At 69.2% G+C, this 21,886-nt stretch carries 14 protein-coding genes and 6 pseudogenes; 12 read left to right on the top strand and 8 right to left on the bottom strand.

Features of this window, described 5'->3' with window-relative positions:
* Window positions 1–402: 402 nt before the first annotated feature.
* The gene (locus H1D24_RS40300; RefSeq protein WP_181662741.1) at window positions 403–3,429 is read right to left on the bottom strand and encodes an aminotransferase class III-fold pyridoxal phosphate-dependent enzyme; all 3,027 of its coding nucleotides are present in this window, start codon (window positions 3,427–3,429) and stop codon (window positions 403–405) included.
* A gap of 758 nt (window positions 3,430–4,187) precedes the next feature.
* On the opposite strand from H1D24_RS40300, the gene H1D24_RS43880 reads away from it, so the two are divergent.
* The 5 genes and pseudogenes from H1D24_RS43880 to H1D24_RS43370 form a co-directional block, all read left to right on the top strand.
* Entirely contained in the window at window positions 4,188–5,405 is a 1,218-nt protein-coding gene (locus tag H1D24_RS43880; RefSeq protein WP_181662740.1) for a PucR family transcriptional regulator, read from the top strand.
* A 453-nt stretch (window positions 5,406–5,858) separates the two neighbouring features.
* Window positions 5,859–6,542 (top strand): haloacid dehalogenase type II, encoded by a 684-nt coding sequence (locus H1D24_RS40290; protein WP_181662739.1) that lies wholly within the window; start codon window positions 5,859–5,861, stop codon window positions 6,540–6,542.
* 78 nt (window positions 6,543–6,620) lie between these two features.
* Window positions 6,621–6,746: pseudogene (locus tag H1D24_RS43380) on the top strand (hypothetical protein); the annotation flags it as partial.
* 67 nt (window positions 6,747–6,813) lie between these two features.
* Entirely contained in the window at window positions 6,814–7,212 is a 399-nt protein-coding gene (locus H1D24_RS43375) for an NAD(P)/FAD-dependent oxidoreductase (protein WP_309484628.1), read from the top strand.
* Between the two features lie 20 nt (window positions 7,213–7,232).
* Window positions 7,233–7,727, top strand: a pseudogene (locus H1D24_RS43370) (recombinase family protein); the annotation flags it as partial.
* 978 nt (window positions 7,728–8,705) lie between these two features.
* Here H1D24_RS43370 and H1D24_RS43365 read toward each other — a convergent pair.
* A pseudogene (locus tag H1D24_RS43365) lies at window positions 8,706–8,939 on the bottom strand (transposase); the annotation flags it as partial.
* A 390-nt stretch (window positions 8,940–9,329) separates the two neighbouring features.
* Between H1D24_RS43365 and H1D24_RS40275 the strand changes: the two are divergent.
* Complete coding sequence (locus H1D24_RS40275; RefSeq protein ID WP_374064758.1) at window positions 9,330–10,385, top strand: tartrate dehydrogenase; 1,056 nt, start codon at window positions 9,330–9,332, stop codon at window positions 10,383–10,385.
* A gap of 252 nt (window positions 10,386–10,637) precedes the next feature.
* Window positions 10,638–12,350, top strand: a pseudogene (locus tag H1D24_RS44460) (FAD-dependent oxidoreductase); the annotation flags it as partial.
* Between the two features lie 27 nt (window positions 12,351–12,377).
* Here H1D24_RS44460 and H1D24_RS43360 read toward each other — a convergent pair.
* From H1D24_RS43360 to aztA, 6 genes and pseudogenes are all read right to left on the bottom strand, one after another.
* Window positions 12,378–12,792 (bottom strand): annotated as a pseudogene (locus tag H1D24_RS43360) (isocitrate/isopropylmalate family dehydrogenase); the annotation flags it as partial.
* 5 nt (window positions 12,793–12,797) lie between these two features.
* Window positions 12,798–13,682, bottom strand: coding sequence for a LysR family transcriptional regulator (locus tag H1D24_RS40260; protein WP_181662736.1), 885 nt, complete (start codon window positions 13,680–13,682; stop codon window positions 12,798–12,800).
* 24 nt (window positions 13,683–13,706) lie between these two features.
* Window positions 13,707–13,973, bottom strand: coding sequence for a hypothetical protein (locus H1D24_RS43355; protein WP_309484627.1), 267 nt, complete (start codon window positions 13,971–13,973; stop codon window positions 13,707–13,709).
* Window positions 13,973–14,332, bottom strand: coding sequence for a transposase family protein (locus tag H1D24_RS43350; protein WP_258564716.1), 360 nt, complete (start codon window positions 14,330–14,332; stop codon window positions 13,973–13,975). Before H1D24_RS43350 ends, H1D24_RS43355 begins: the two co-directional genes overlap by 1 nt.
* Window positions 14,329–15,345: pseudogene (locus tag H1D24_RS40250) on the bottom strand (ISL3 family transposase); the annotation flags it as partial. The pseudogene H1D24_RS40250 and the gene H1D24_RS43350, both read right to left, overlap by 4 nt.
* Window positions 15,346–15,358: 13 nt before the next feature.
* Entirely contained in the window at window positions 15,359–16,099 is a 741-nt protein-coding gene (gene aztA, locus H1D24_RS40245) for a zinc ABC transporter ATP-binding protein AztA (RefSeq protein ID WP_181662733.1), read from the bottom strand.
* Window positions 16,100–16,114: 15 nt separating this feature from the next.
* On the opposite strand from aztA, the gene aztB reads away from it, so the two are divergent.
* From aztB to H1D24_RS40220, 5 genes are all read left to right on the top strand, one after another.
* A complete protein-coding gene (gene aztB, locus H1D24_RS40240; protein WP_181662732.1) occupies window positions 16,115–16,981 on the top strand; it encodes a zinc ABC transporter permease AztB in 867 nt (288 codons plus the stop codon).
* 10 nt (window positions 16,982–16,991) lie between these two features.
* Window positions 16,992–18,233: a hypothetical protein gene (locus H1D24_RS40235; protein ID WP_181662731.1), complete on the top strand. Its 1,242-nt coding sequence runs from the start codon at window positions 16,992–16,994 to the stop codon at window positions 18,231–18,233.
* Complete coding sequence (gene aztC, locus H1D24_RS40230) at window positions 18,230–19,189, top strand: zinc ABC transporter substrate-binding protein AztC (RefSeq protein WP_181662730.1); 960 nt, start codon at window positions 18,230–18,232, stop codon at window positions 19,187–19,189. Before H1D24_RS40235 ends, aztC begins: the two co-directional genes overlap by 4 nt.
* A gap of 93 nt (window positions 19,190–19,282) precedes the next feature.
* A complete protein-coding gene (gene aztD / locus H1D24_RS40225; protein WP_181662729.1) occupies window positions 19,283–20,482 on the top strand; it encodes a zinc metallochaperone AztD in 1,200 nt (399 codons plus the stop codon).
* Between the two features lie 346 nt (window positions 20,483–20,828).
* Complete coding sequence (locus tag H1D24_RS40220) at window positions 20,829–21,620, top strand: aminoglycoside adenylyltransferase family protein (protein WP_220137769.1); 792 nt, start codon at window positions 20,829–20,831, stop codon at window positions 21,618–21,620.
* The last annotated feature ends 266 nt before the right edge of the window (window positions 21,621–21,886 follow it).

Raw genomic sequence — 21,886 nt, 5'->3', positions numbered from 1 at the left:
TGATCTCCTCAGTGAGTACGCCGAGCCGGATCCGCTGGCCGAACTGCGGCTCCAGCCTCGCCCGGGGACTTCGCGCCGATGCCGGGCGGGCCATTGTCGTGGCAAGTGGGCCAGCAGCGATGACAGACTGAGCGCCCAACGGGGCTCCCTCGCAGACAGTCGGATCTTGGTCGATCTCCTGTCCCACTGGGAGCCCCGTTGCCGTGTCCCGAGATCATCTGCCGCATCATCAGATGGAGGCGAACCAGCCCATGCAACCCCGGATCTTCGTCACTCGAATCAGTCACCAGCACACGCTCTACATGCAGCTATGCGCTAAATCACCGGCATTGCAGGTCAGAAGCACTTCTCGCGTTTTCTCGGGCCACTCTCGTCCATTGCCTCAGTGGACGGTTGCCCGTCTCAGGACTGAACGGCCGAGCGCAGCTCGGGCAGGGACAGGACCTCGTCCAGCGCGTCGACGTAGAGATCGACGTGCTCGCGGCGGAAAGTCATGGGTGGTTTGATCTTCAGTACGTTGTCGTTCACACCATTGGGGAAGACGATGACACCTCGCTCCTTCATGAGCTCGGTGACCATGAAGGCCTGCTCAGTGGCCGGCATTTTGGTGGTGCGGTTGCGGACCAGTTCGACGCCGAGGTAGAGCCCTTCTGCCCGCACGTCACCGATGAGCGGTTGGCGCTGCTGGAGCTCGCGCAGCGACTGGGCGAAGTACCCGCCCACGCTCACGGCGTTCTCCCTCAGCCCATCCTGCTCGACGATGTCGAGCACGGCCTCGCCGATCGCACAGGAGACCGGGTTGCCGCCGAAGGTGTTGAAGTACTTCATGCCCGTGTCGAACGCGTCGGCGATCTCCCGAGTCGTGACCACCGCCGCGAGGGGATGCCCGTTCCCGAGCGGCTTGCCCATCGTGACGATGTCCGGGACCACCCCCTGGAGCTCGAAACCCCACCAGGGCCCGAGTCGTCCGACGCCGACCTGGACCTCGTCGGAGATGCACAGGGCGCCCGCCCGCCTGGCAGCAGTGAACACGCCATCGAGGTAGCCGTCGGGGAACACGATGTTCCCACCCGATCCCATCAGGGACTCGGCGATGAAGGCGGCTGGGGGTCGGCCGTCGGCTCTGATCCGCTCGATGACAGCCGCGGCGTCGCGCGCGTACTTGGCTCCGGCGTCCGCGTCGTCGTACCCGTAGGTGCTGCGGTAGCGGTCCGGGATGACGACCTCGTGGGTGGTCGCGGGTGCACCGGCGCCGCCGGGGCCCTTGTAACGGTTCGGGCTGATCCCGGTCACCACGCCGGTGTTCCCGTGGTACGCGCCGTCGATGTTGACGATGTGCTGACGACCTGTCACCTGGTGGGCGATCCGCAGCGCCAGGTCGTTCGCCTCGCTGCCCGTGCACACGAGGAAGACGACCTCGAGCGGGTCGGGCAGCGTGGCTACCAGCTTCTGCACGTAACTGGCGATCTGCGGGTAGACAAAACGGCTGTTGGTGTTGAGCTTGCGCAGCTGTCGGGTGGCGGCGGCCGTCACCCGTGGCTCGGCATGGCCGACGTGGGTGACGTTGTTCAGCGAGTCCAGATAGGCCAGGCCGTCCTCGTCGTGGAACCACACGTCCCGCCCACGCACAAGGTTCATCGGGTTGCGGTAGTAGTTGCGCTGGGAGCGAGCGATGTGGCGACGGCGCACTGAGACGACCTCGTCGATGGTGGGGACCGCGGCGGGGGACTCGGTGAACCCGAAGAGCCGGGCGGGGTCGGGTGACAGGTGGCTCCACACCTGCCGTGCGGAGGGCGGCACGGCACGAGGCGGCGGCCACGTGGCCATCCGTGCGGTGCGGTGGACCTGCACCTGGACGCAGGGCCCGAGCGGGTCCGCCTCATCGCTCGCGCCGGCGCGTCCCAACGGCGCCCCGGCCGGGACTCTCTCCGCAACAGGCGGCGAGTCGTCGAGTCCCCACCAGCACGTCCAGAACTCCAGCCCCTCGACCGCATGTCGCAGCACCAACGGCATACCGGCGCCACCGCGGGCCTCGACGACGCCGGACAGCGGGCTGGCAACCTCCTCGGCGTCTGCCACGATCAGCAAGCCGCCGACCTGAACCGTCGCGGGCTCGTCGGCCCCTGGGCGGCGCCGGCCCCCCAGGAGCAGCGATGCGCTGAGGTGGGGCACGTAGCCCCGCCGCCGCCGTCCGTCGAGGACGTCGTCGATGCTCGCGCGCACCGCCCTCGCTTCGTGCCAGTCGACTTCGTCGTAGAGATCACTTGCCGGTCGCAGGTCGAGCAGCTGCGGGGCCGGTGTGTGCGGGGCACCGTCTCGGGCCGCCTCTGCCAAGACCTCTTCCAAACCCCGCTGCTCCGGCGACCGGGGGAGTCCACACGCGACCCGGAACGTCGCCTCGGCGACGTCGGGGCAGACCTCGGCCACCTGCGCGATCGCCGGCCAGGTGTGTTGCACGCGGGTCCGCCCGTACGGCGTGCCGCTCTCGGCGACCCGGCGCGTCCACGTCACGGCGTTCATGCACAGCCGGGCGGCCGCCAACGGATAGACAGCCGCCAGTTCCTCAGCCGTGAGGGGGAGCACCGAGTGGAAGCCGGCCACGACTTCGGCCGCCGCAGCGAGCGGGTCGGCCTTGCGGACCATGGCGTAGCCCGCCGCAATCGCCACCTCCGCCGCGCGCACACTGTAGAGCGAGTCGCCCAGGTCGACGATGCCCGAGATCCGCAGCACCCCGTCCTCGTCAGCGTCGGCCAGAACGTTGGCGTCATTGAGATCCTGGTGTACGACGCTCCGCGGCAGTCGGTCCCATGCCGGCAGGAGATCGTCGTACCAGCCCATGATCGTGCGCACCGACTCCCGCCGGTCCGCGTCCTGTACAGCGTGCAGCGACGCCTCGACGACCTCAGCGGCCCGGCACATGTCCCAGTCGTGCGGTTCCAAGCCCACCGGTGGCTCCATGCTGGAGAGTCCGAGGCTCAGCCGCCCAGCGGCTTCTCCCAGCTGACGCAGAAGCGCCGCGGGGTGGTCGTCGAGATCCGCCAGGACCCGGCCCTCAATCCAGCTCATCACGCGGACCACGTGCGTTCGGCCCTCGTGGACGACGGCGGCAAGGCACTTCCCCTCGCGCGTCGGGACCAGTCGTGGCACCGGAAGGTCGGGAACGGTGGAGGCCAGATGCTGGAGGAGCGAGTTCTGCCAGAGGACGTCGGCTGAGTCCGGCTCCGCGCGGGTGACCCGTACGAAGTAGCGCATGCCGTCATCGCCGGTGATCCGGACGTTCTGGTCGACCTCCCCTCCCAGTGGGTGCTGGACATATCCCTCGAGTCCGAAGGACTGCCGCAGCACGTGATCGAGGAGCGAGCCCGGCAGTTGGCCGGTGTGACCGGGGATGGTCGTTCCGTCCTGGCCGGTGGTGGTCGCTGAGGTCATCGGTGCGTTCTCTCTCTCGTCGTCAGGTCGCTCATCACTCACCGGGGGCCTGCGTCACGACGCTCAGGTCGTGGCCAGTCCCCGCCGCCACCCGTGTCGGACCTTTGCCCGACGCTGTCAGTCAGCGCCCGGACGGTCCGATCGATGCGGTTCCTGGGAGGAGGCGGGCAGGGCTGCCGCGGCTGCGTCTCGATCGCTTCACGGGCTGCGCAGATCTCGACCACGTCGACGGCCGACAGGGGAGCGCTCATCGTCACCGGTCATCAGCTCACGCGGCGGCGGTCATGACGTCCCAGGTGACGTTCTGGTCCTCGACCCTCGCCTTGAGCTCGGCGTAGTCTCTGCGGGAGTCCTGGGTGATCTCGATCCCGCTCTGCCTGGCGAACCGGTTGGCTCGGCCGCCGTGGTCATCGCCTCCTGGTGGGCCCCGTAGCGGAAGGCTGAGACTGACCCGAGGGACGCGGCGCCCCTCAGCAGCGCCTACTCAAGGTGACGGACGGGGGTCAGGTGCTTAACGGAAGCGCCATAGCTGCTCCAAGTGCGTGGTCATGTCACGAGCCCTCTCCAGCCCGAGGTGATGCGTCAGTGAAACACCGCGGAGAATCCGGCAACAAGGGACGCGAGGCCGCGACATCGACCCCGTATTTTGTGCCTGTGCACAATTTCTGTCAGGGAGCCCTACCGGCATGTCAGCGGCATTTCCCGGAGACGGCCCCGTATCCGTCCGGTGACGGCTGTCGTCGCGAGAGGCGGTCCTCGTGAGCGGCCCGGGACGCCGTCAGGGTGGGACCCGCCACGACGCCGTGCAGGCGATCGCGCGCCGCCTCCTCGAGGAACGACTCGACGAACTGACCTCTCGTGCTCTCGAACAGCTGGAAGCCGAGGAGGCCGCCTACGCGTCGGGGGACTGGGACCCGGTCCAGAAACGGGAGGGGATGCGACGAACCCTCGAACTCGCCCTGACCCGGCTGGCCGGCGGTCCCGTGCCCCGGACGGTCTCCCGCGCCACCGAGGACGTGGGGCGCGAGCGAGCGGAGCAGGCATTTCCCCTGACCGCCCTGATGCACTCCTTCCAGCTGGACCTCAGGACCCTGTGGGAGGCCGTGCTCGCGGAGGGGCGAGCACGTGGCATCAGCGCCGATCCCGACTTCCTCGACGGGTTGATCCGCGTCTGGGAGGTGACGGACGCCAACAGCGTCGAGGTCGTCGACGCCTACCGCCGCACCGAGCGCGACCTGGCGAGCCGTCGTACGGAGGTGCGCAACCGCGCCTTCAGTCGCCTCGTCCTGGAAGGGGAGCAGGATCCCTCCACGGTCGCCGAGGCCTCGACGTTGCTGGGCTTCTCCGAGCACGTCGCCCTGACCGTGGTCGTGGTCGAATCCGTTCCTACCGGGGACCCGGCTCTGTCCCAGGTCGACGATGCGCTGCGCCGGGGCGGCCTGCTGCGTCACTTCGGATGGATGGGTGACGAGCTCCTCGGCATCATCGGTCACGGACGGTGCGATGAAGAGGCCCTGCTTGCCATGCTCCGGCCGTTCGCCCCGTGGCGCTGCGGCGTCGCGGAAGTCCCCGGGCTGGCGCTGACGGCGCGGGGCATCCGGTTCGCACGTGCCGCGATCCGCAGCTCCGCGCAGCCCGGAGTGCGGCACGTGGAGGGCCACTGGGTCGGGGCGATCATGTCGGCGCAGGAGGAGCTCACCGGTGCGATGGCCACTGGCGTGCTGCGCCCACTCCTCGAGCTGCGCGACAGCGACAGCGTCGTCGAGACCCTGCGCTGGTACCTCGACCTGGGCTCGGTCGCTGAGGTGGCCGCACGCACCTACCGCCACAGGAACACGGTGGGCAATCGCCTGCAGGCCGCGGAAGAGGCGACCGGGCTGAAGCTGTCCAGACCGAACGACGCCGCCCGGCTGGTCCTCGCCTTGGCTTGGCTGGAGACGGAAGCGGGCGCCCGCTTCCGGGCGACGGTGTCCTGATCCACCGATCGCTGGACGGGTTGTGGCAACCGGCCGGGGGCCGCGACCGAGAGAGCTGGAGCCAAAGCGTGGCGGTCAGAGGCCACATGCCCTTCATGGGGACGGCAGCCTTGGCGGCCGACAGCCCGGTCACGCCGCCGGGCAGCAGCGCGAAGCGGCCGCAGTTCGCGCCGGAGCCGCTCGCGGTGCCTCTCAGAGACTCGTTCGGTTCGGGCAAGAACTGCACCAGGTCCCTGACAGGAAATTGTGCACAGGCACAAAATACGCGGTCGATCTCGCGGCCTCACGTCCCTTGTTGCCGGATTCTCCACGGTGCTTCACTGACGCATCCAGGTCGCCGCCAATGCCGCGGCAGCCTCCTGGACCCCGAAGCGGCGGACTTGGCCGCACTCGCCGAGATCGTGACTCTCGGTGAACGGAGTGTCTCATATGCCCGGAGAGAGGTTGAACACCATGCGTCAGATCGTCACCTTCGATGCCTACGGCACCCTGGTCGACTTCCAGCTCGGCCCCACCACCCTGAAGGTCCTGGCCGACAGGCTGGACCTGGACCGCCTGAACGTCGACGAGTTCCTCGACGACTTCCGCATCATGCGGTTCCATGCCGTCCTGGAGGCCTACCGCCCCTTCAAGGAGGTGCTGCCCTCCAGCCTGGAGATAGCCATGCGTCTGCACGGCCTGGAGTACCGGAAGTCCGACGGCGAGGCCCTGGTCGCGGCCGTGCCCACCTTCGGCCCCCACCCCGAGGTCCCGGCCGCCCTGCAAGCGCTGAAGTCCCGGTACGAGATCGCCATCATCTCCAACACGGACGACGACCTCATCGCCCAGAACCTGGCCAACATCGGCGTCGAGTTCGACCATGTCATCACCGCCCAGCAGGCCAAGGCGTACAAGCCGTCCCGGCAGACCTTCGAGTACGCCTTCCAGACCATGGACATCGACCCCGCCCAGGTCATCCACGTCGCCCAGGGCTGGGAGTATGACCTCATCCCCACCCGCGACCTCGGCCTCGCTCGCCGCGTGTGGATCAACCGCTACGGCCACAACGGCTCCATCGGCGCCCGCGGCAGCGCCGACTACCAGCCCTTCGACGAGCTGCCCGACCTGTCCGGCCTGCCGGCCCTGCTCGGCTGCTGAGGCCGGGGCCCAGAGAAACACCTCTGGACGACCAGGAAGACCCGAGGACGTACGTCATGAAACCCGAGGACGTACGTCATGAAGCAGATCCCCTACTGGCTCGACACAGCCCCTGCCTTCCCCGACCGGACCGGCAAGCCCCTGCCCGAGCAGGCGGACCTGGTGGTCATCGGCGGCGGCCTCACCGGCCTGTCCACCGCCTACCACGCGGCACGCAAGGGCTCCCACGTCGTCAGCGCGACCTGGCCGACAGCTTCGGCCACGACACCGGCTGCTGAGCAAGAACGATCTGCGTGCCGAGCTGGGCTCCGACTACTACCACGGAGCCCTGCTCGACCCGCTCAGCGCGCACCTTCACGTCGGCAAATACGTCCATGGCCTGGCCGAGGCCGCCGAACGCGCCGGGGCTCAGATCCACGAACGCAACGCCGCCACCGCGCTGCACCGCATCCCCGAGGGCGGTTTCCTCGTCGAGACCCTGCACGGCCCCATCCGCGCCAAGCAGGTCATGGCGGCCACCGACGCCTACACCGACAAGGCCATGCCCTGGTTCCGCAAGCGGCTGATCAACGTCGGCAGCTTCGTCATCGTTAGTCCCTCGCGTGGCGGCGTGCGTGCATCATCCACGCAAGGCTGCGTCATCGTCCAAGCACACTGCGCTTATGGATAGTCAAAGCAGCGAGCAGACAGTTGGGCATCCGGCTGCGGGAGGGGCCGGACAAGGGCACCCTGGAATGGCGAAGGCCGAACCGGATGACGCTGCAGAACCTGCTGCACAATCCCGCCTATGCCGGCATCTATGCCTACGGGCGGCGCCGGGTCGACCCGCGCCGCCAGGACCCGGCCCGCCCCAGCACCGGACGGGTCGTCCGCTGCCGGGACGGATGGCATGTGATGATCCCGAATGTCCTGCCCGCCTACATCACCGTCGCCCAGTTCGAGGCGAACGAGGCGAGACTGGCGGCCAGCCGCGCCCGCGCCGAAGCCATGGGCGCGGTGCGAGGCGGCCCCGCGCTCACGGCCGGGCTGGTGCACTGCGGACGCTGCAACCGGCGCATGAGCGTGCGCTACCACACCCAGCACAGCAAGGCCCTGCCCGAGTACGTGTGCGCCCGGGACGTGACCAACTACGGCGCGCAGAAGAGCTGCCAGCTGCTCAACTCCGCCTGCGTGGACGCTTTCGTCGAGCAGCAGGTCCTCGCGGCACTGACGCCCGCTGCCGTCGAGGTGTCCCTGCGTGCGGCCGACCAGGTCCTGGCCGAGCGGGCCGAGCTGGAACGACTGTGGTCGCAACGGCTGGAACGCGCCGCGCAGGACGCCGACCGGGCCCGCCGAAGCCACCACCTCGCCGAACCGGAGAACCGCCTGGTCGTGCGCCAGTTGGAGAAGGAGTGGGAGGACGCACTCGCCGCTCAGCAGCGGCTCCGCGAGGACTACGACCGCTTCACCCGCAGCAGTCCACACATCCTCACTGCGGCCGAGCGGCAGACCATCACGGCTCTGGCCGGAGACATCGAGGGTTTGTGGCGTGCGCACAGCACCACGACAACTGACCGCAAGGAGATCATCCGCGCGGTCGTCGATAAGGTCGTCGTCACCGTGCTCGGCACCAGCGAGCGGGTGAAGGTCACGATCGTCTGGGCCGGCGGGACCTCTACGGCGGGAGAGGTGGTCCGCCCGGTCCAGCGGCTGGAACAGCTCAGCTACTACCCGCAACTGACCGATCGGATCCGCGAACTCGCAGGCCAGGGCATAGGAGCCACCGGGATCGCCGACCGCCTGGAAGTCGAGGGCTTCCGGCCCGCGAAGGGCGGCAAGCGGATCTCCACGGCCACCGTCCGCGACCTCATGCGCCGCCTTGCCTGCCCCGCAGGCCGTGTCCACCGGCACCGCCCCGCACCACCCGGCGAGGAGCCCGGCCCGGACGAGTGGTGGCTCAAGCACCTGGCCGCCGAGCTGGACTTGACCACCTCCACCCTCTACGCCTGGATCAACCGCGGATGGATCACCACCCGCCGGGAGAGCTGCTGGCCCCACCGGCTCATCGCCCACGCCGATGAGCGAGAGCTCGCCGAACTCCGCGAACGCCGGACACGTCCGCCTGGCTGGTACAGCCGCCGCATATGGACCGAGACCGCCGAGACAGCCGGGCAACAGACAGGCGTCCTTGGGGCGGCTGACGGGCTTGATCGTGAGGTTGAGGTGCTTTTTCGCCCAGTCAACGAGCTTTCCGGCGTAAGCGGAGTCGGCCCAGACGATGGTGATCTCCGGGTGCATCAGGCGGAGGCGGAACAAGACCTCTTTGGCGGCTGCGGCGTCGTGCAGGTCGGCGGGGGTGACCATGACCATGAGGGGCAGGCCGCGGGTGTCGACGACCAGGTGGCGCTTTCGGCCGTTTTCTTGAGCTCGCCTGGCTCGCAGGTTGCTGACCTGGTGGCACCGTCGCGGCCGAGACGGAACATCGGGTGTCGGTGCTGCCGATGGGGAACTCGGGCGTCGGTGCTGCCGATGTTGCTGGAGGGGGTGGGGCTGGCGGTAGTGACCCGACTCCTGTCGGCGGACGGCGGAGCGGGCGGGCGCCCTGGTGCTCGATCTGGAACCGATCGCCGAGCCGCGCATCGCGCTGATCAGCCGCCGCGGCCCGCTGTCCCCGGCGGCGATGGCCTTCCTGGACGGAGCGCTGACGGAACCGCGATCAGGCCGCCTTATAAGGCTGCCCTATAAGGCACATCGGGATTGTGTCTTGGACGTGCTGCCCGGCCCGCTGCTGCAATCGACCGTATGACGATCCAGAACCACCGCATCGCCCTCATCCCCGGTGACGGCATCGGGACCGAGGTCCTGCCGCCCGCCCAGCGAGTCCTGGACGCCGTCGGCCGCCACCACGGAATCGGCTTCTCCTACACCTCCTACGACTGGTCCTGCGAGCGCTATGTGCGCGAGGGCTCGATGATGCCCGAGGACGGCCTGGACCGGCTGCGCGAGTTGGACGCGATCCTACTGGGCGCCGTCGGCTACCCGGGCGTGCCGGACCACGTCTCGCTGTGGGGGTTGCTGATCCCCATCCGCCGCGCCTTCCGCCAGTACGTCAACCTGCGGCCGATCCGGGTCTTCGATGGCGTGGGCAGCCCGCTGCGCAGCGCCGCCGCGGGCGAGGTCGATCTCGTCGTCGTGCGGGAGAACGTCGAGGGTGAGTACAGCGAGATCGGCGGACGGCTGAACCAGGGCACGCGCGAGGAACTGGCCGTCCAGGAAGCAGTGTTCACCCGGGCCGGGGTCACTCGGATCGCCGACTACGCGTTCTCGCTCGCCGCCCGCCGCCGAGGGAAGCTCACCTCCGCCACCAAGTCCAACGGCATCATCCACACCATGCCGTTCTGGGACGAGCTGATCGCCGAGCGGGCCGCCGCGCACCCCGGTGTCACCTGGGACCAGGAGCACATCGACGCGCTGGCCGCGAAGTTCGTCCTCGACCCCGCCCGCTTCGACGTGGTCGTCGCCTCCAACCTCTTCGGCGACATCCTCAGCGACCTCGCGGCCGCGGTCGCCGGATCCATCGGCATCGCCCCGGCGGCCAACCTCAACCCCGAGCGCGAGTTCCCCTCGATGTTCGAGCCGGTGCACGGCTCCGCGCCAGACATCGCGGGCCAGGGCATCGCCAACCCGCTGGGCGCGATCTGGTCTGCGGCCATGATGCTGGACCACCTCGGCCACCCCGAGGCCGCCCGGGACATCGACAACGCCATCACCGCCGTCCTGGCCAAGTCGGATGTGCGAACCCGCGACCTGGGCGGCACGGCGACGACCGACGAGTTCACCGAGAAGCTGCTGGAACTTCTCTGACCGTCCCGGCCCTTCGGAACCCGTAGCCGAGTACACCGCCGTACCGGGATCCCGAGCCGGAACTCCGAGACAACGGGCGGTTGTGAGCCGTGGGCCGCTCAGGGCCCGGCTCCCGTCCAAACCGCCTCGAATCGATCAGCCTCACGTCGGGCGCCCAGCATGCGCCTCGGCGATACGAAAGGAAAGTCCTGTGTCAGCTGCTAGGAAGCACGTCGCCGTCGTCGGCGTGGGAACGATGGGCAGTCAGGCCGCCTGGCGGCCCGAGGCGCCGAGGTCGTCGGGTACGACCGGTACGCACCCGGCCACGACCGCAGTGCCGCCGGTGGTGAGACCCGGATCTTCCGCAGTGCGCACTTCGAGGACTCGCGGTACGTCCCGCTCCTGAAGCACGCCGACGTCCTGTGGGGGCAGCTGCAGCAGGAGACCGGCCGTGAGCTGCGCCGGCTGACCGGGTGCCTGCTGATGGGGCCGACCGAGCAGCAGCAGATGGCCACCGTCCTTGAGTCCATCGCCGAGCACGGCCTCGACCACGAGGTCCTGGACGCCGAGGTGCTGGCCAAGCGCTTCCCGCAGTACCGGCTCGGGGACGGCGACGCGGCAGTGCTCGACCGCCGGGCGGGCTTCATCCGGCCGGAGCTGACCGTCCAGACCGCCGCCCGACGCGCGGAGGAGCTGGGTGCCGTGATCCACCGCTACACCACGGTCCGCGAGATCGTCCCCGTCGCGAACGGCGTGGAGATCCGCACCGATGCCGGCAGCGAGCGCTTCGACGCGGTCGTCGTCACTGTCGGCCCCTACGTCAACGACCTGCTGCCCGGCCTGCCGTGGGAGGTGGAGATCCTCCGCGTGGTCAGCGCCTGGTTCATGCCCACCACCGACGCCTGGTTCGGCGAGGAGCGTCCCGCGTTCATTCGCACGGCACCCATCCACTGCTACGGCCTGCCCTCCCCGGACGGCGTCTCCGTCAAGCTCGGCCTCTCCCAGGCCCTGAACCGGCCCGCCGGTGACCCGCACCAGCTGGACCGGACGGTGCAGCCGGAGGAGCTGCAGATCTATGCCGACCTGATCGGCCGCTACCTGCCGGACCTCAACCCCGACCCGACCCGGCTGTCCGTCTACATGGAGGGCTACACCGAGAGCAGCCGTCCGCTGGTCGGCCCGCTGCCCGGTCGCCGAGAACGTCGTCCTGCTCGCCGGGTTCTCCGGCCACGGATTCAAGCTCTCGCCCGCCTTCGGCGACATCGCCGCGGACCTCGCGCTGGACGGCTCCTCGCCCCAGCCCATCGACTTCATCTCCACCCTCGGCCGTACGGAGGCATGACCATGAGCGACACCACCCTCTCCGTCGGCTCCCTGCACGCCGAACCCGGTACCAAGGCGCGCGGCAGTGTCCGGGCGGACCTCGGCACCCTCACCGCGGACATTCCGCTGACCCTGGTCAACGGCTCCCGCCCCGGCCCCCGGGTCGTCATCACCGCGGGGGTGCACGGCGGCGAGTTCACGCCTATCGACGCCGTCGTACGACTGGCGGACAGGCTGGACCCCCGCGAGGTGCACGGGCAGGTCATCATCTGCCCGGTCGCCAACCCCAACGCCGTGTACCAGGGCCGGCTCAACGTCTCCCCGGTCGACGGCGTGAACATCAACCGCGTCTTCCCCGGCGACCCGGACGGCGGCCCGACCGAGCGAATGGCCGCCTGGCTCTTCGCCCACCTCGTCGACGGCGCCGACGTCTACATCGACCTGCACTGCGGCGGCATCGACCAGGTCCTGCGGGACTTCGTCGGCTACCGCCTCACCGGTGACCCGGACCTCGACAAGGCCACGGCCGAACTGGCAGGCTCCTTCGGTATCGAGGACGTCATCCGCGGGCTGACGGCCGAGGGCGGCAACAGCCACGCGGCCGCCGCCCGCCGGGGCATCTCGGCGGTCCTCGTCGAGGTGGGCTCACTCGGCCAGCGGGACGAGCCCACGGCCCTCCGCCCACGAAAAATCGACCTCGCCCGGCCGCGCGCCGTGCACCGGACTGTCGATGCCTTCGAAGACGCGGAAGGGCCGGAGGTTGACGTACTGGCGGAAGCTGCGCCGGATCGGGATCAGCAGCCCCACAGCGAGACATGGTCGGGCACCCCCGGGTATCCCGCCGCGCCCAGCAGGATCGCGTCCTTGTCGCGCAGCTGGTCGATCCCGTCGGCGGGCATCATGGTGCCCTCCCGCAGGTACCGCTCGCACGACCAGTCGTCGTACGACGTGTAGGACAGGCAGAAGCCGTGGCGGCGGCCAGAACATCGAGGACCTGCTGTGCTGGGGGCAGTACCCCGGCGCCGATGCCGTCGCCGGGGATCTCGATTACAGCAAGGCGGTCCGTGAGGCGTCCAAGACGCGGTCCGGATCCCTTATAAGCCATGCCTATCAGCTGTCGGCGGCCGAGGTGGCGGCCGTGACGAACGCGGCGGCTGCGGGGGACAGGCTGCCGCGGCGGCTGACGAGGGCGATGTCCAAGGTGGCCTTCGGCTCGATGTCCAGGACGCGGGCGCCCAGTCGCCGGGCGACGTCCCGCCAGGAATCCGTGACCACCGCGAGCCCGACCCCGGCCAGTACCAGGGGCATGAGCGACACGCGGTGCTCGGTCTCGGCGGCGACGGTGAACTCGATGCCCTGTTCCCGCAGCGCGTCGACGTAGGCGCGCATCCCGGTACCCGGCTGCCCGACGATCAGCCGCTGTCCCGCAAGCTCCCGGCACTCCACCGCCGTCCGATCAGCGAAGGGGCCGTCGGCCGGCACCATCAGCACAAAACGCTGCCGCCCCAGCGCATGTGAGGCGACCTCCTTGTCGGAGACGGGGCCGGCGGACGCCAAAAGCCCCAACTCCACGGCACCCGTGCGCACCATGTCGATCACATCACGCGAGGTGAACGCCGCTTTGATGGCCACAGAGACGCCGGGATACCGGTGGCTGAAGGCACTCACCAAGGTCGTCAGCGGCTCCACCGCCTGCGACGGCATGGATGCCACATCCAGCCGCCCCTCACGCAGCTCATGCACCGCCGCGACACTCGCCCGCGCCGTCTCCAGACTCCGCACGGCCTCCCGGGCAGGCTCGATCAGGGCCCTTCCGGCCTCCGTCAGGACTGCCCTACGCCCGATGCGATGGAACAGCTCGGAGCCGAGATCACGCTCCAGTGCCCGCACGGCCTGCGACAGCGACGGCTGCGACACGTACAGAGCCGAGGCCGCACGGTTGAACCCCCCACGATCAACAATCGCAAGGAAGTACTCCAGCTGCCGAATGTCCATACGCGCCCTCTGCCCCTCAAGAAATCACCCGACGACTCGATTGAGTCTCCTCCAACTTCGAACCCGCAAGTCGGCGGGGCTGGTGTGAGTCAGCGATCTCGTGCTCGTACTGCTCGCGGGCGGTTGCCTGCTCCCAAGATCGTCTGTCAGCGTGCGACTTCGGTGTTGGTCGGCACGAGCAGCGCCCGCGGCAGCGTCGTCGCGTACGGGCCGACGCCGGAGCTTGGTGATGATGCGCCAGTTCTTCAAGTGCGCGAAGGCGTGCTCGCAGACCGCGCGGACGGACGCGATCAGCTTGTTGACCTGCTTCTTCGCCGGGGTGAGCGGTTTGGTGCGGGCGCCTTGTAGCCGGTGATGACCACCGGGTTGTCCGGGTCGTCGTCCAGGCCGGTGAAGCCAAGGTCGCCGACGGCACCCAGTTCGTGGGCGCGCAGGCGCTCGACGAGGTGGTTGTAGCGAGCGGTGGTGATCTCCGAGGAGCGTCCCGGGCGGGCCGCGGACAGCCACAGCAGCCGGCCCCTGTCGTCGGTGAGCGCGAGGAAGAGCAGGCCGTGGGCCTTGTGCTTCCCGCTGTAGTTGCGCCGGTTGTCTTTCCCGGTGCGGCGGCGGGTGCGAATCAGGGTGCCATCGATCAGGACGGGGTCTGTCAAACGAGCGGCCCTGTCGCACATCCGGTGGTGACGGAGGGTGTTGCTATCCGGAGGATGCGGTGGCGGAGGAGGGTGAAGCCTGCCCTTCCGTGTATCTGGCGGGCGATCCCGTGGTCTTGGTGTTGACGCCCTCGGTGGGGCCGTTGCTGTAGGGGAGAGTGAGCCCGGCCACGACCGCGTCGTGGTCTTGCTCGAGGCCGGTGAGGAATTGCGCCAGCTCGGGCAGTTGGGCCGCGCGGACGTCGGCGATCCAGGCGTCGAGGTCGCCGCCGCGGCGTTCGCCCATGAGCTGGGCGAAGTCCCGGACGAGGCGGGCCAGGTCGGTCATCTCGGGGCAGGAGGCGAGTAGTCCGTCGAGGTGTTCGCGCCGCTTGTCGGACAGGTTCTCGGGCCGGGTCATGATCCATGAGGTGAGGCGGCGCGGAGAAGGCATGATCCGGTCGCTCTCGTGGCGGCCCGGGTTCATGTACTTGTGCAGCAGGTTGAGGCTGCCGGTGTAGCCGAGGGCGCGGATCTCCTCGAAGAGGTGCTTGACCGGCACGCCGGGCTCCTCGGCGCGGCGTCGGCGCAGGTGGTCGCGGTAGGGGTCGACCAGGCAGGCGCGGTACTGGGGCGGGCGGCGCAGCCGGTCGGGCTCGGGCGCGTGAGCGTAGCGTTTGACCGTGTTGAGGGCCAGGTCGAGGCGGCGGGCGCAGTCCAGGAGGCCGACGCCGTTGTCGATCAGGTCGTGGACGGCGTGCCAGCGCTCCAGGGTGGTGCGCTCGCGGGTCAGCGTCTGCCGCTTCGGGTCGGCCTTCGCCCAGCAGGTGCTGTGCGCGGCCACCGCCTTCTCCACGGCCGGGCCGAGACCGTTCCACAAGTGCCAGCGGTCGCTGACCTGCGTGGCGTCGGGTAGGGCGCGGCGGATCGCCTCAGCATACGAGGCCGACCCGTCGCGTACACACGATCTCGACGCCGGGATGGTCGCGCAGCCAGGCGTCGAGCGTCTCGGACTTCCGGTCGGCAAGGACGTCAGTTGGCGGTCGCTCACGTCGGTTGCCAGATGTGGGCGAGCGTTGATGCGGTGAGGAGTTGTTCGGGGTGCCCCTGTCCTGCCAGGTGGCCGTTGCGGAGGAGGAGGCAGGCGTCCGCGGAGCGTGCGGCTTCGAGGTCGTGGGTGGCGTGGACGACGGTCACTCCGTCAGCGACCAGCTCGGTCAGCAGCGCGCCGATCCAGCCCCTCGCCTCGGGGTCAAGTCCCGTGGTCGGTTCGTCCAGGAGGAGCAGGTCCGATTCCTGGGCGAGTCCTTGGGCGATCAGGGCGCGTTGCCTCTGTCCGCCGGACAGTTCTCCGAGTTGACGGGTGGCGAGGTCGGTGATGCCGAGCCGCTCCATGGCCTGGTCCACGGTAATGCGGTCCTGTCGGGTCAGTCTGCGCCACGGTCCGCGTTCGCCCCAGCGCCCCATTTCCACCGTCTGCCTGACCGTCAGCGGCAGTGCGTCCCCGACGGCGCCGCGCTGCGGGACGAACGCCGGTGGCCGGTCGCCATGGTGGTGGAGCTCGCCTGATGTGGGTTGGATCACTCCGGCCAGGACTCCGAGCAGGGTGGACTTCCCGCTTCCGTTCGGGCCGACGAGCGCGGTGGTGGCCAACGCCGGTATTTCCGCGTCCAGTTGATGGAGGACGGGCCGGCCCGGGTAACCGGCGGAGAGCTCGGTGAAGCGGACGCGGGACGTTTTGCCCTCGGCTTGGGCGAAAGAGGGGAATTTCTTGAACATGGTTTTCATTGTAATGTCCATCGCATGGAGTGGTTGACGGGTCCCTTCGAGGTGACCTTTGTGCAGCGGGCCCTGTGGGGCGGGATGTTGGTGTCGGTGATCTGCGCACTGGCCGGTACCTGGGTAGTGCTCAGGGGGATGGCCTTCCTGGGTGACGCCATGTCCCACGGGCTGCTGCCCGGGGTCGCGCTCGCCGCGCTGCTCGGTGGCAACCTGCTGGTCGGGGCGGTGCTGAGCGCGGTCGTCATGACCGCCGGTGTCACCGCCCTCGGCCGCACCCCGAGGCTGTCCCAGGACACCGGTATCGGCCTGCTCTTCGTGGGGATGCTGTCCCTCGGCGTCATCATCGTGTCGCGCTCGCAGTCCTTCGCGGTCGACCTGACCGGGTTCCTCTTCGGTGACGTCCTCGCCGTCCGTGAGCAGGACCTGGTGCTGCTGGGTGTGGCGCTGGTGCTGGCACTGGTCGTCTCGGTCCTCGGTCACCGGGCTTTCCTCGCCTTGGCCTTCGACCCGCGCAAGGCCCGAACGCTCGGCCTGCGTCCCCGCCTCGCTCACGCCGTGCTGCTCGGCCTGCTGGCGCTGGCCATCGTCGCCTCCTTCCACATCGTGGGGACGCTGCTGGTGCTGGGCCTGCTCATCGCTCCGCCAGCGGCCGCGTTGCCCTGGGCGCGCAGTGTGCGGGGCGTCATGGCCCTCGCGGCGCTGCTCGGCATCACCGCCACCTTCTGCGGCCTGCTGCTGTCCTGGCACCTGAGCACCGCCGCCGGAGCGACCGTCTCGGCCCTCGCGGTGAGCCTGTTCTTCCTCTCCCACCTGGCATCCGGTCCGCGACCACCGCCGTGCGCGCTTCGTCGGCGTGCACGCCGCGGCAACCGACTGAAAAGAACATGAGGCGATCCCTTTGCTCGTCCGAAGTAACGTCACCCCTTGGGCGCCTGCCGCGCTCGTGGCCGTCTCCCTGCTCACCACGAGCTGCGCCGGTCAGAACGACGACGCGTCCCCTCCGAAGACCACCACATCGGCCTCCGCACCGCACGGGTACGTCGAAGGGGCACAGGAGAAGGCCGAGCAGCAGTCGCGGCTGCTGCTCAATGACCCGGGGACCGGCAACACCCAGGTGCTCGACCTGATCACAGGGAAGACGCACGAGGTGTCCCGGACGACGGGCACCACCGGACTCACCACGGACGGCCGGTTCGGCTACTTCCACACCTCAGGCGGCACGCACGTCCTCGACGGCGGCGCCTGGATGGTGGATCACGGCGACCACGTCCACTACTACCGCGCGTCCATACGTGAGGTGGGCGAACTGCCCGGAGATTCCGGTGCGCGCGTCCGCAGCGACGCCGCGGTGACCGCGGTGACCGACGAGGACGGCCGGGCCAGTGTCTACCGCCGGGCCGAACTGGAGAAGGGCAAGGTCGGCTCGCCCCGCGCGCTTCCCGGGGCACACGCGGGAGTTGTCGTGCCGTACGCGGAGCACCTGCTCAGCCTCACGGACGACGGGCACGAGTCCGCGAAGCTCGCGGTGTACGACCGCGAGGGCAAGCGCGTCGCCTCGCCGGACGCGGCGTGCGAGGACCCGCGGGGTGATGCCGTCACCCGGCGCGGAGTCGTCCTCGGATGCGGCGACGGCGCCCTGCTCCTCCGTGAGGCCGACGGCACGTTCACGGCCCAGAGCATCCCGTACGGCGAGGACGTACCCGAGAAGGAACGAGCCACGGCCTTCCGGCACCGGCCCGGCAGCGACACGCTCACGGCGGCGGCCGGGGAGCGGGGCGTGTGGGTGCTGGACGTCTCCGAGCGGACCTGGACACGGGTGAAGACCGGTCCCGTCGTCTCGGCCAACACAGCGGGAGAGGGCTCCGTCCTGATCGTCCTGGAGACCGACGGATCGCTCCACGGCTACGACATCACCACCGGCAAACAGGTCTCCAAGACGAAGCCGCTTCTGACGGGCGCCCCCGAGTCCGGCACCGAAGGTAACGCGGGACCGGTCATCGAGGTCGACCGCAGCCGCGCCTACCTCAGCGACCCCCAAGGCAAACGCGTGTACGAGATCGACTACAACGACAACCTGCGCATCGCGCGCACCTTCGACCTGGACATCGAGCCGGCCCTGATGGTGGAGACCGGACGATGACGCGACAGACGCGAGGGGCGCGGCCGCTGCGCACCTTCCTGCCGGTCCTGCTCATCCTCGCCCTGGCCGGTGCCGGCACCGCCTGTACGAGCAGCGGCGACCAGCCCCGGGTAGTCGTGACGACCAACATCCTGGGCGACATCACCCAGGAGATCGTCGGCGACGGGGCCGAAGTGACCGTGCTGATGAAGCCGAACGCCGACCCGCACTCCTTCGGTCTGTCGGCCGTGCAGGCCGCTGAGTTGGAGCGGGCCGACCTGGTGATCTTCAACGGGCTGGGGCTGGAGGAGAACGTACTGCGGCACGTGGAGGCTGCCCGCGAGGCAGGGGTAGCCACCTTCGAGGCCGGCAAGGCGGTGGACCCGCTCACCTTCCAGGCCCACGACGACGGCGGACCCGAGGAGGAGGCCGGGCAGCCGGACCCGCACTTCTGGACCGACCCCGACCGCGTACGCAAGGCCGCCGGCCTGATCGCCGACCAGGTGGTCGAGCACGTGGACGGCGTCGACGAGACGGCCATCCGCGACAACGCCGACCGCTACGACGACCAACTCGCCGACCTCGCCACCTGGATGGAGAAGTCCTTCGACCGCATACCCGAACAGCGGCGCGCGTTGGTGACCAACCACCACGTCTTCGGCTACCTCGCCGAACGCTTCGACTTCCGGGTGGTAGGCGCGGTCATCCCGAGCGGTACGACGCTGGCCTCGCCCAGCTCCTCCGACCTTCGCTCACTCACCCAGGCGATGCGGAAGGCAGGCATACAAACCGTGTTCGCGGACTCCTCCCAGCCCAAGCGGCTGGCCGAGGTGCTGCGTACGGAGATGGGCGGACACGTGCGCGTCGTCGAGCTCTACTCCGAATCGCTGACCGAGAAGGGCAAGGGCGCCGGCACCTACCTGCAGATGATGCGCGCCAACACCACCGCCATGACGGATGGCCTGACCGGCGCCTGAACCAGCGCGCCTGACGTGGACACCCGCCGACCGGCCGCTCAAGCACACCCGCACCCACTGCCGCGCCCGCGCGGCACAGAAAGGAACACACCGGTGAACAAGCCGATACGCACCAGAGCCATCACGGGCACGGCCCTTGCTCTGGCCCTCTCCGCGGTCCTGACCGCCTGCGGAGGGGAGGCCACTTCCTCGTCCGGCACGAAGGCCAAGGCTGCGCCGAGCACCAAGGCCGTAGCGGTCAAGGACCCGCTGGTCGCCACGTTCGACGGCGGCCTGTACGTCCTGGACGGCGAGAGCCTGAAGGTGGCCGGCACGATCGAGCTGCCCGGCTTCAACCGCCTCAACCCCGCCGGCGACGACTCCCACGTCATCGTCTCCACCGACTCCGGATTCCGCGTTCTGAACGCCACCGAACAGACCTTCCCCGGCATTGAGTACAAGGGCGCCAAGCCCGGCCACGTCGTACGGCACGCCGACAAGACGGTGCTGTTCACCGACGGCACCGGCGAGGTCAACGTCTTCGACCCCGACGACCTCTCGGGCGGCGAGAAGCCGCAAGGCCGCACCTACACCTCCGCCGAGCCGCACCACGGCGTCGCCATCGAACTGAGCAACGGCGAACTCCTCAGCACCCTCGGCACCGAGGAGAAGCGCACCGGCACCCTTGTCCTGGACAAGAACAACAAGGAGATCAAGCGCAACGAGAAGTGCCCCGGCGTCCACGGCGAGGCCGCGGCCAAGGGCGAGGCCATCGGCATCGGCTGCGAGGACGGCATCCTGATCTACAAGGACGGCAAGTTCACCAAGGTCGACGCCCCCGACGACTACGGCCGCATCGGTAACCAGAGTGGCAGCGACGCATCGCCCATCCTCCTGGGCGACTACAAGACCGACCCGGAGGCCGAACTGGAGCGGCCGACCCGCATCTCCCTCATCAACACCGAGACCGGGAAACTGCGCCTCGTCGACCTGGGCACCAGCTACTCCTTCCGCTCACTCGGCCGCGGACCCAACGGCGAGGCACTCCTCCTGGGCACCAACGGCAGCCTCCACGTCATCGACCCGGAAACGGGCACGGTGGACAAGAAGATCCCCGTCGTGGACGAGTGGCAGGAGCCGCTGGACTGGCAGCAGCCCCGGCCCACCCTCTTCGTCCGCGACCACACCGCGTACGTCTCCGAGCCGGGCAAGCGCAAGCTGCACGCGATCGACATCGAATCGGGCAAGGAAGTCACGTCCGTGATCCTGCCGAAGATCACGAACGAACTGTCCGGCGTCGTCGCCGGCCACTGATCGTCCGACCTCGGCGAGGCCGCTCCGCACCCGGGCCGACGGCCTACGACGGCCCGGGGTGTCGGCGCGCCGCGGCCTCGCCGAGGTTCGTTCGATGCGGGGCCGGCTTCGAGAGCCTGCCGGCCGGCGAAGCGGTCGTGTGGTGAGCGCCGGGACGGTGACCTGCCAGGGCACTGACGGTCTGCGGGAGAGCGTCAGTTGGACATCGTCATCTGAGTGTCAGTGGCAACGCCTCCAGTACCGGCCAGACATCCTCAACGGCTTCATGACAGGCACCGGCCTCGCCCTCCACATCCCTGCAGCTCCCTGACCAGCCGAAGTCGCATAATGCTGTGCAGTCCGCCGGATGGTAGGAGACGCTGATGCAGTGAATCAGGTTCAGCAGATCGTGGGGCTGGTCGGCGGCGTGCTAGACCACAATGCCATCGGCACCTACCTCCACGGCTCCTCTGTGCTCGGCGGACTCAGGCCGGCTAGCGACGTGGACGTGCTGGTCGTCTCCCGGCGGCGAATGGACGAGCAGGATCGACGGACACTCCTCGGTGGACTGCTCCGGATCTCCGGCTTCCGAAACAAGGTCCGCCCGGTCGAGCTCACCGTGGTCGTCCAGTCCGAGGTCCGGCCCTGGCGGTACCCGCCGACCGGCGACTTCCTCTACGGCGAGTGGCTGCGTGCGGCGTACGAGGCCGGGGAGGTCCCCCAGCCGGAGCCGATGCCCGATCTGGCCCTGCTGGTCACTATGGCGCTGACCGGCGACCACCCACTCACCGGCCCGCGCCCGGCGCAGGTCCTCGACCCGGTTCCGCAGGTCGACCTGGTCCGGGCGAGCGTTGCGGGTATCCCCGGCCTGCTCGACGACCTGGACAGCGACACCCGCAACGTCCTGTTGACCCTCGCCCGTATCTGGACCACGCTCGCCACTGGCCAGATCAAGTCGAAGGACGCCGCCGCCGACTGGGCCCTCGCCCAGCTCCCGCCCGAGCACCGCGCCGCCCTCGAGCACGCCAGGCAGCTCTATCTCAACTGCCCTTACTCCGAGGAGAGCTGGAGTGATGCATTGCAGGCGCAGGTGCGTCCGCATGTGGACTGCGTGCTCGCTGAGATCGACCGGCTGCGCGCCCGAACCCCGCGGGTGTGAGGGTCGCTGCCTGAAGTCCTGGGGGTCAAACCTGACGCGGTGGTCCACCTGCGTCCTGCCGCGCCCTCCGCAGGGAGTGAGCAGCTCTGCGGCGGGGAGGTTGAACACCGCACGCGACCAGCTGGTCCAGTGACCATCGCCAGGCGCACCTCGGTCAGGCCGTGGCGGACTGAACGCCGCGCCCGGGGCTCTCCCTCGGCCCACCATCGTCACCCTGAAGTGCGAACTCAGTACATACTCAGCGACCTCGTGGTCCGGAGAGCGTG

The sequence above is a fragment of the Streptomyces himalayensis subsp. himalayensis genome (genome assembly GCF_013778455.1).
Lineage (GTDB): Bacteria > Actinomycetota > Actinomycetes > Streptomycetales > Streptomycetaceae > Streptomyces > Streptomyces himalayensis.
Note: the sequence above shows the minus strand (reverse complement) of the source record. Positions and strands in the feature narration are given on the sequence as shown.

What these genes read in the sequence shown, in the direction of transcription:
- H1D24_RS40300 (WP_181662741.1), bottom strand. Translation starts at nt 3,429, where the DNA reads ATGACCTCAGCGACCACCACCGGCCAGGACGGAACGACCATCCCCGGT.
- H1D24_RS40290 (WP_181662739.1), top strand. Translation starts at nt 5,859, where the DNA reads ATGCGTCAGATCGTCACCTTCGATGCCTACGGCACCCTGGTCGACTTC.
- H1D24_RS40260 (WP_181662736.1), bottom strand. Translation starts at nt 13,682, where the DNA reads ATGGACATTCGGCAGCTGGAGTACTTCCTTGCGATTGTTGATCGTGGG.
- aztA (WP_181662733.1), bottom strand. Translation starts at nt 16,099, where the DNA reads ATGAAAACCATGTTCAAGAAATTCCCCTCTTTCGCCCAAGCCGAGGGC.
- aztB (WP_181662732.1), top strand. Translation starts at nt 16,115, where the DNA reads ATGGAGTGGTTGACGGGTCCCTTCGAGGTGACCTTTGTGCAGCGGGCC.
- aztC (WP_181662730.1), top strand. Translation starts at nt 18,230, where the DNA reads ATGACGCGACAGACGCGAGGGGCGCGGCCGCTGCGCACCTTCCTGCCG.
- H1D24_RS40220 (WP_220137769.1), top strand. Translation starts at nt 20,829, where the DNA reads ATGGTAGGAGACGCTGATGCAGTGAATCAGGTTCAGCAGATCGTGGGG.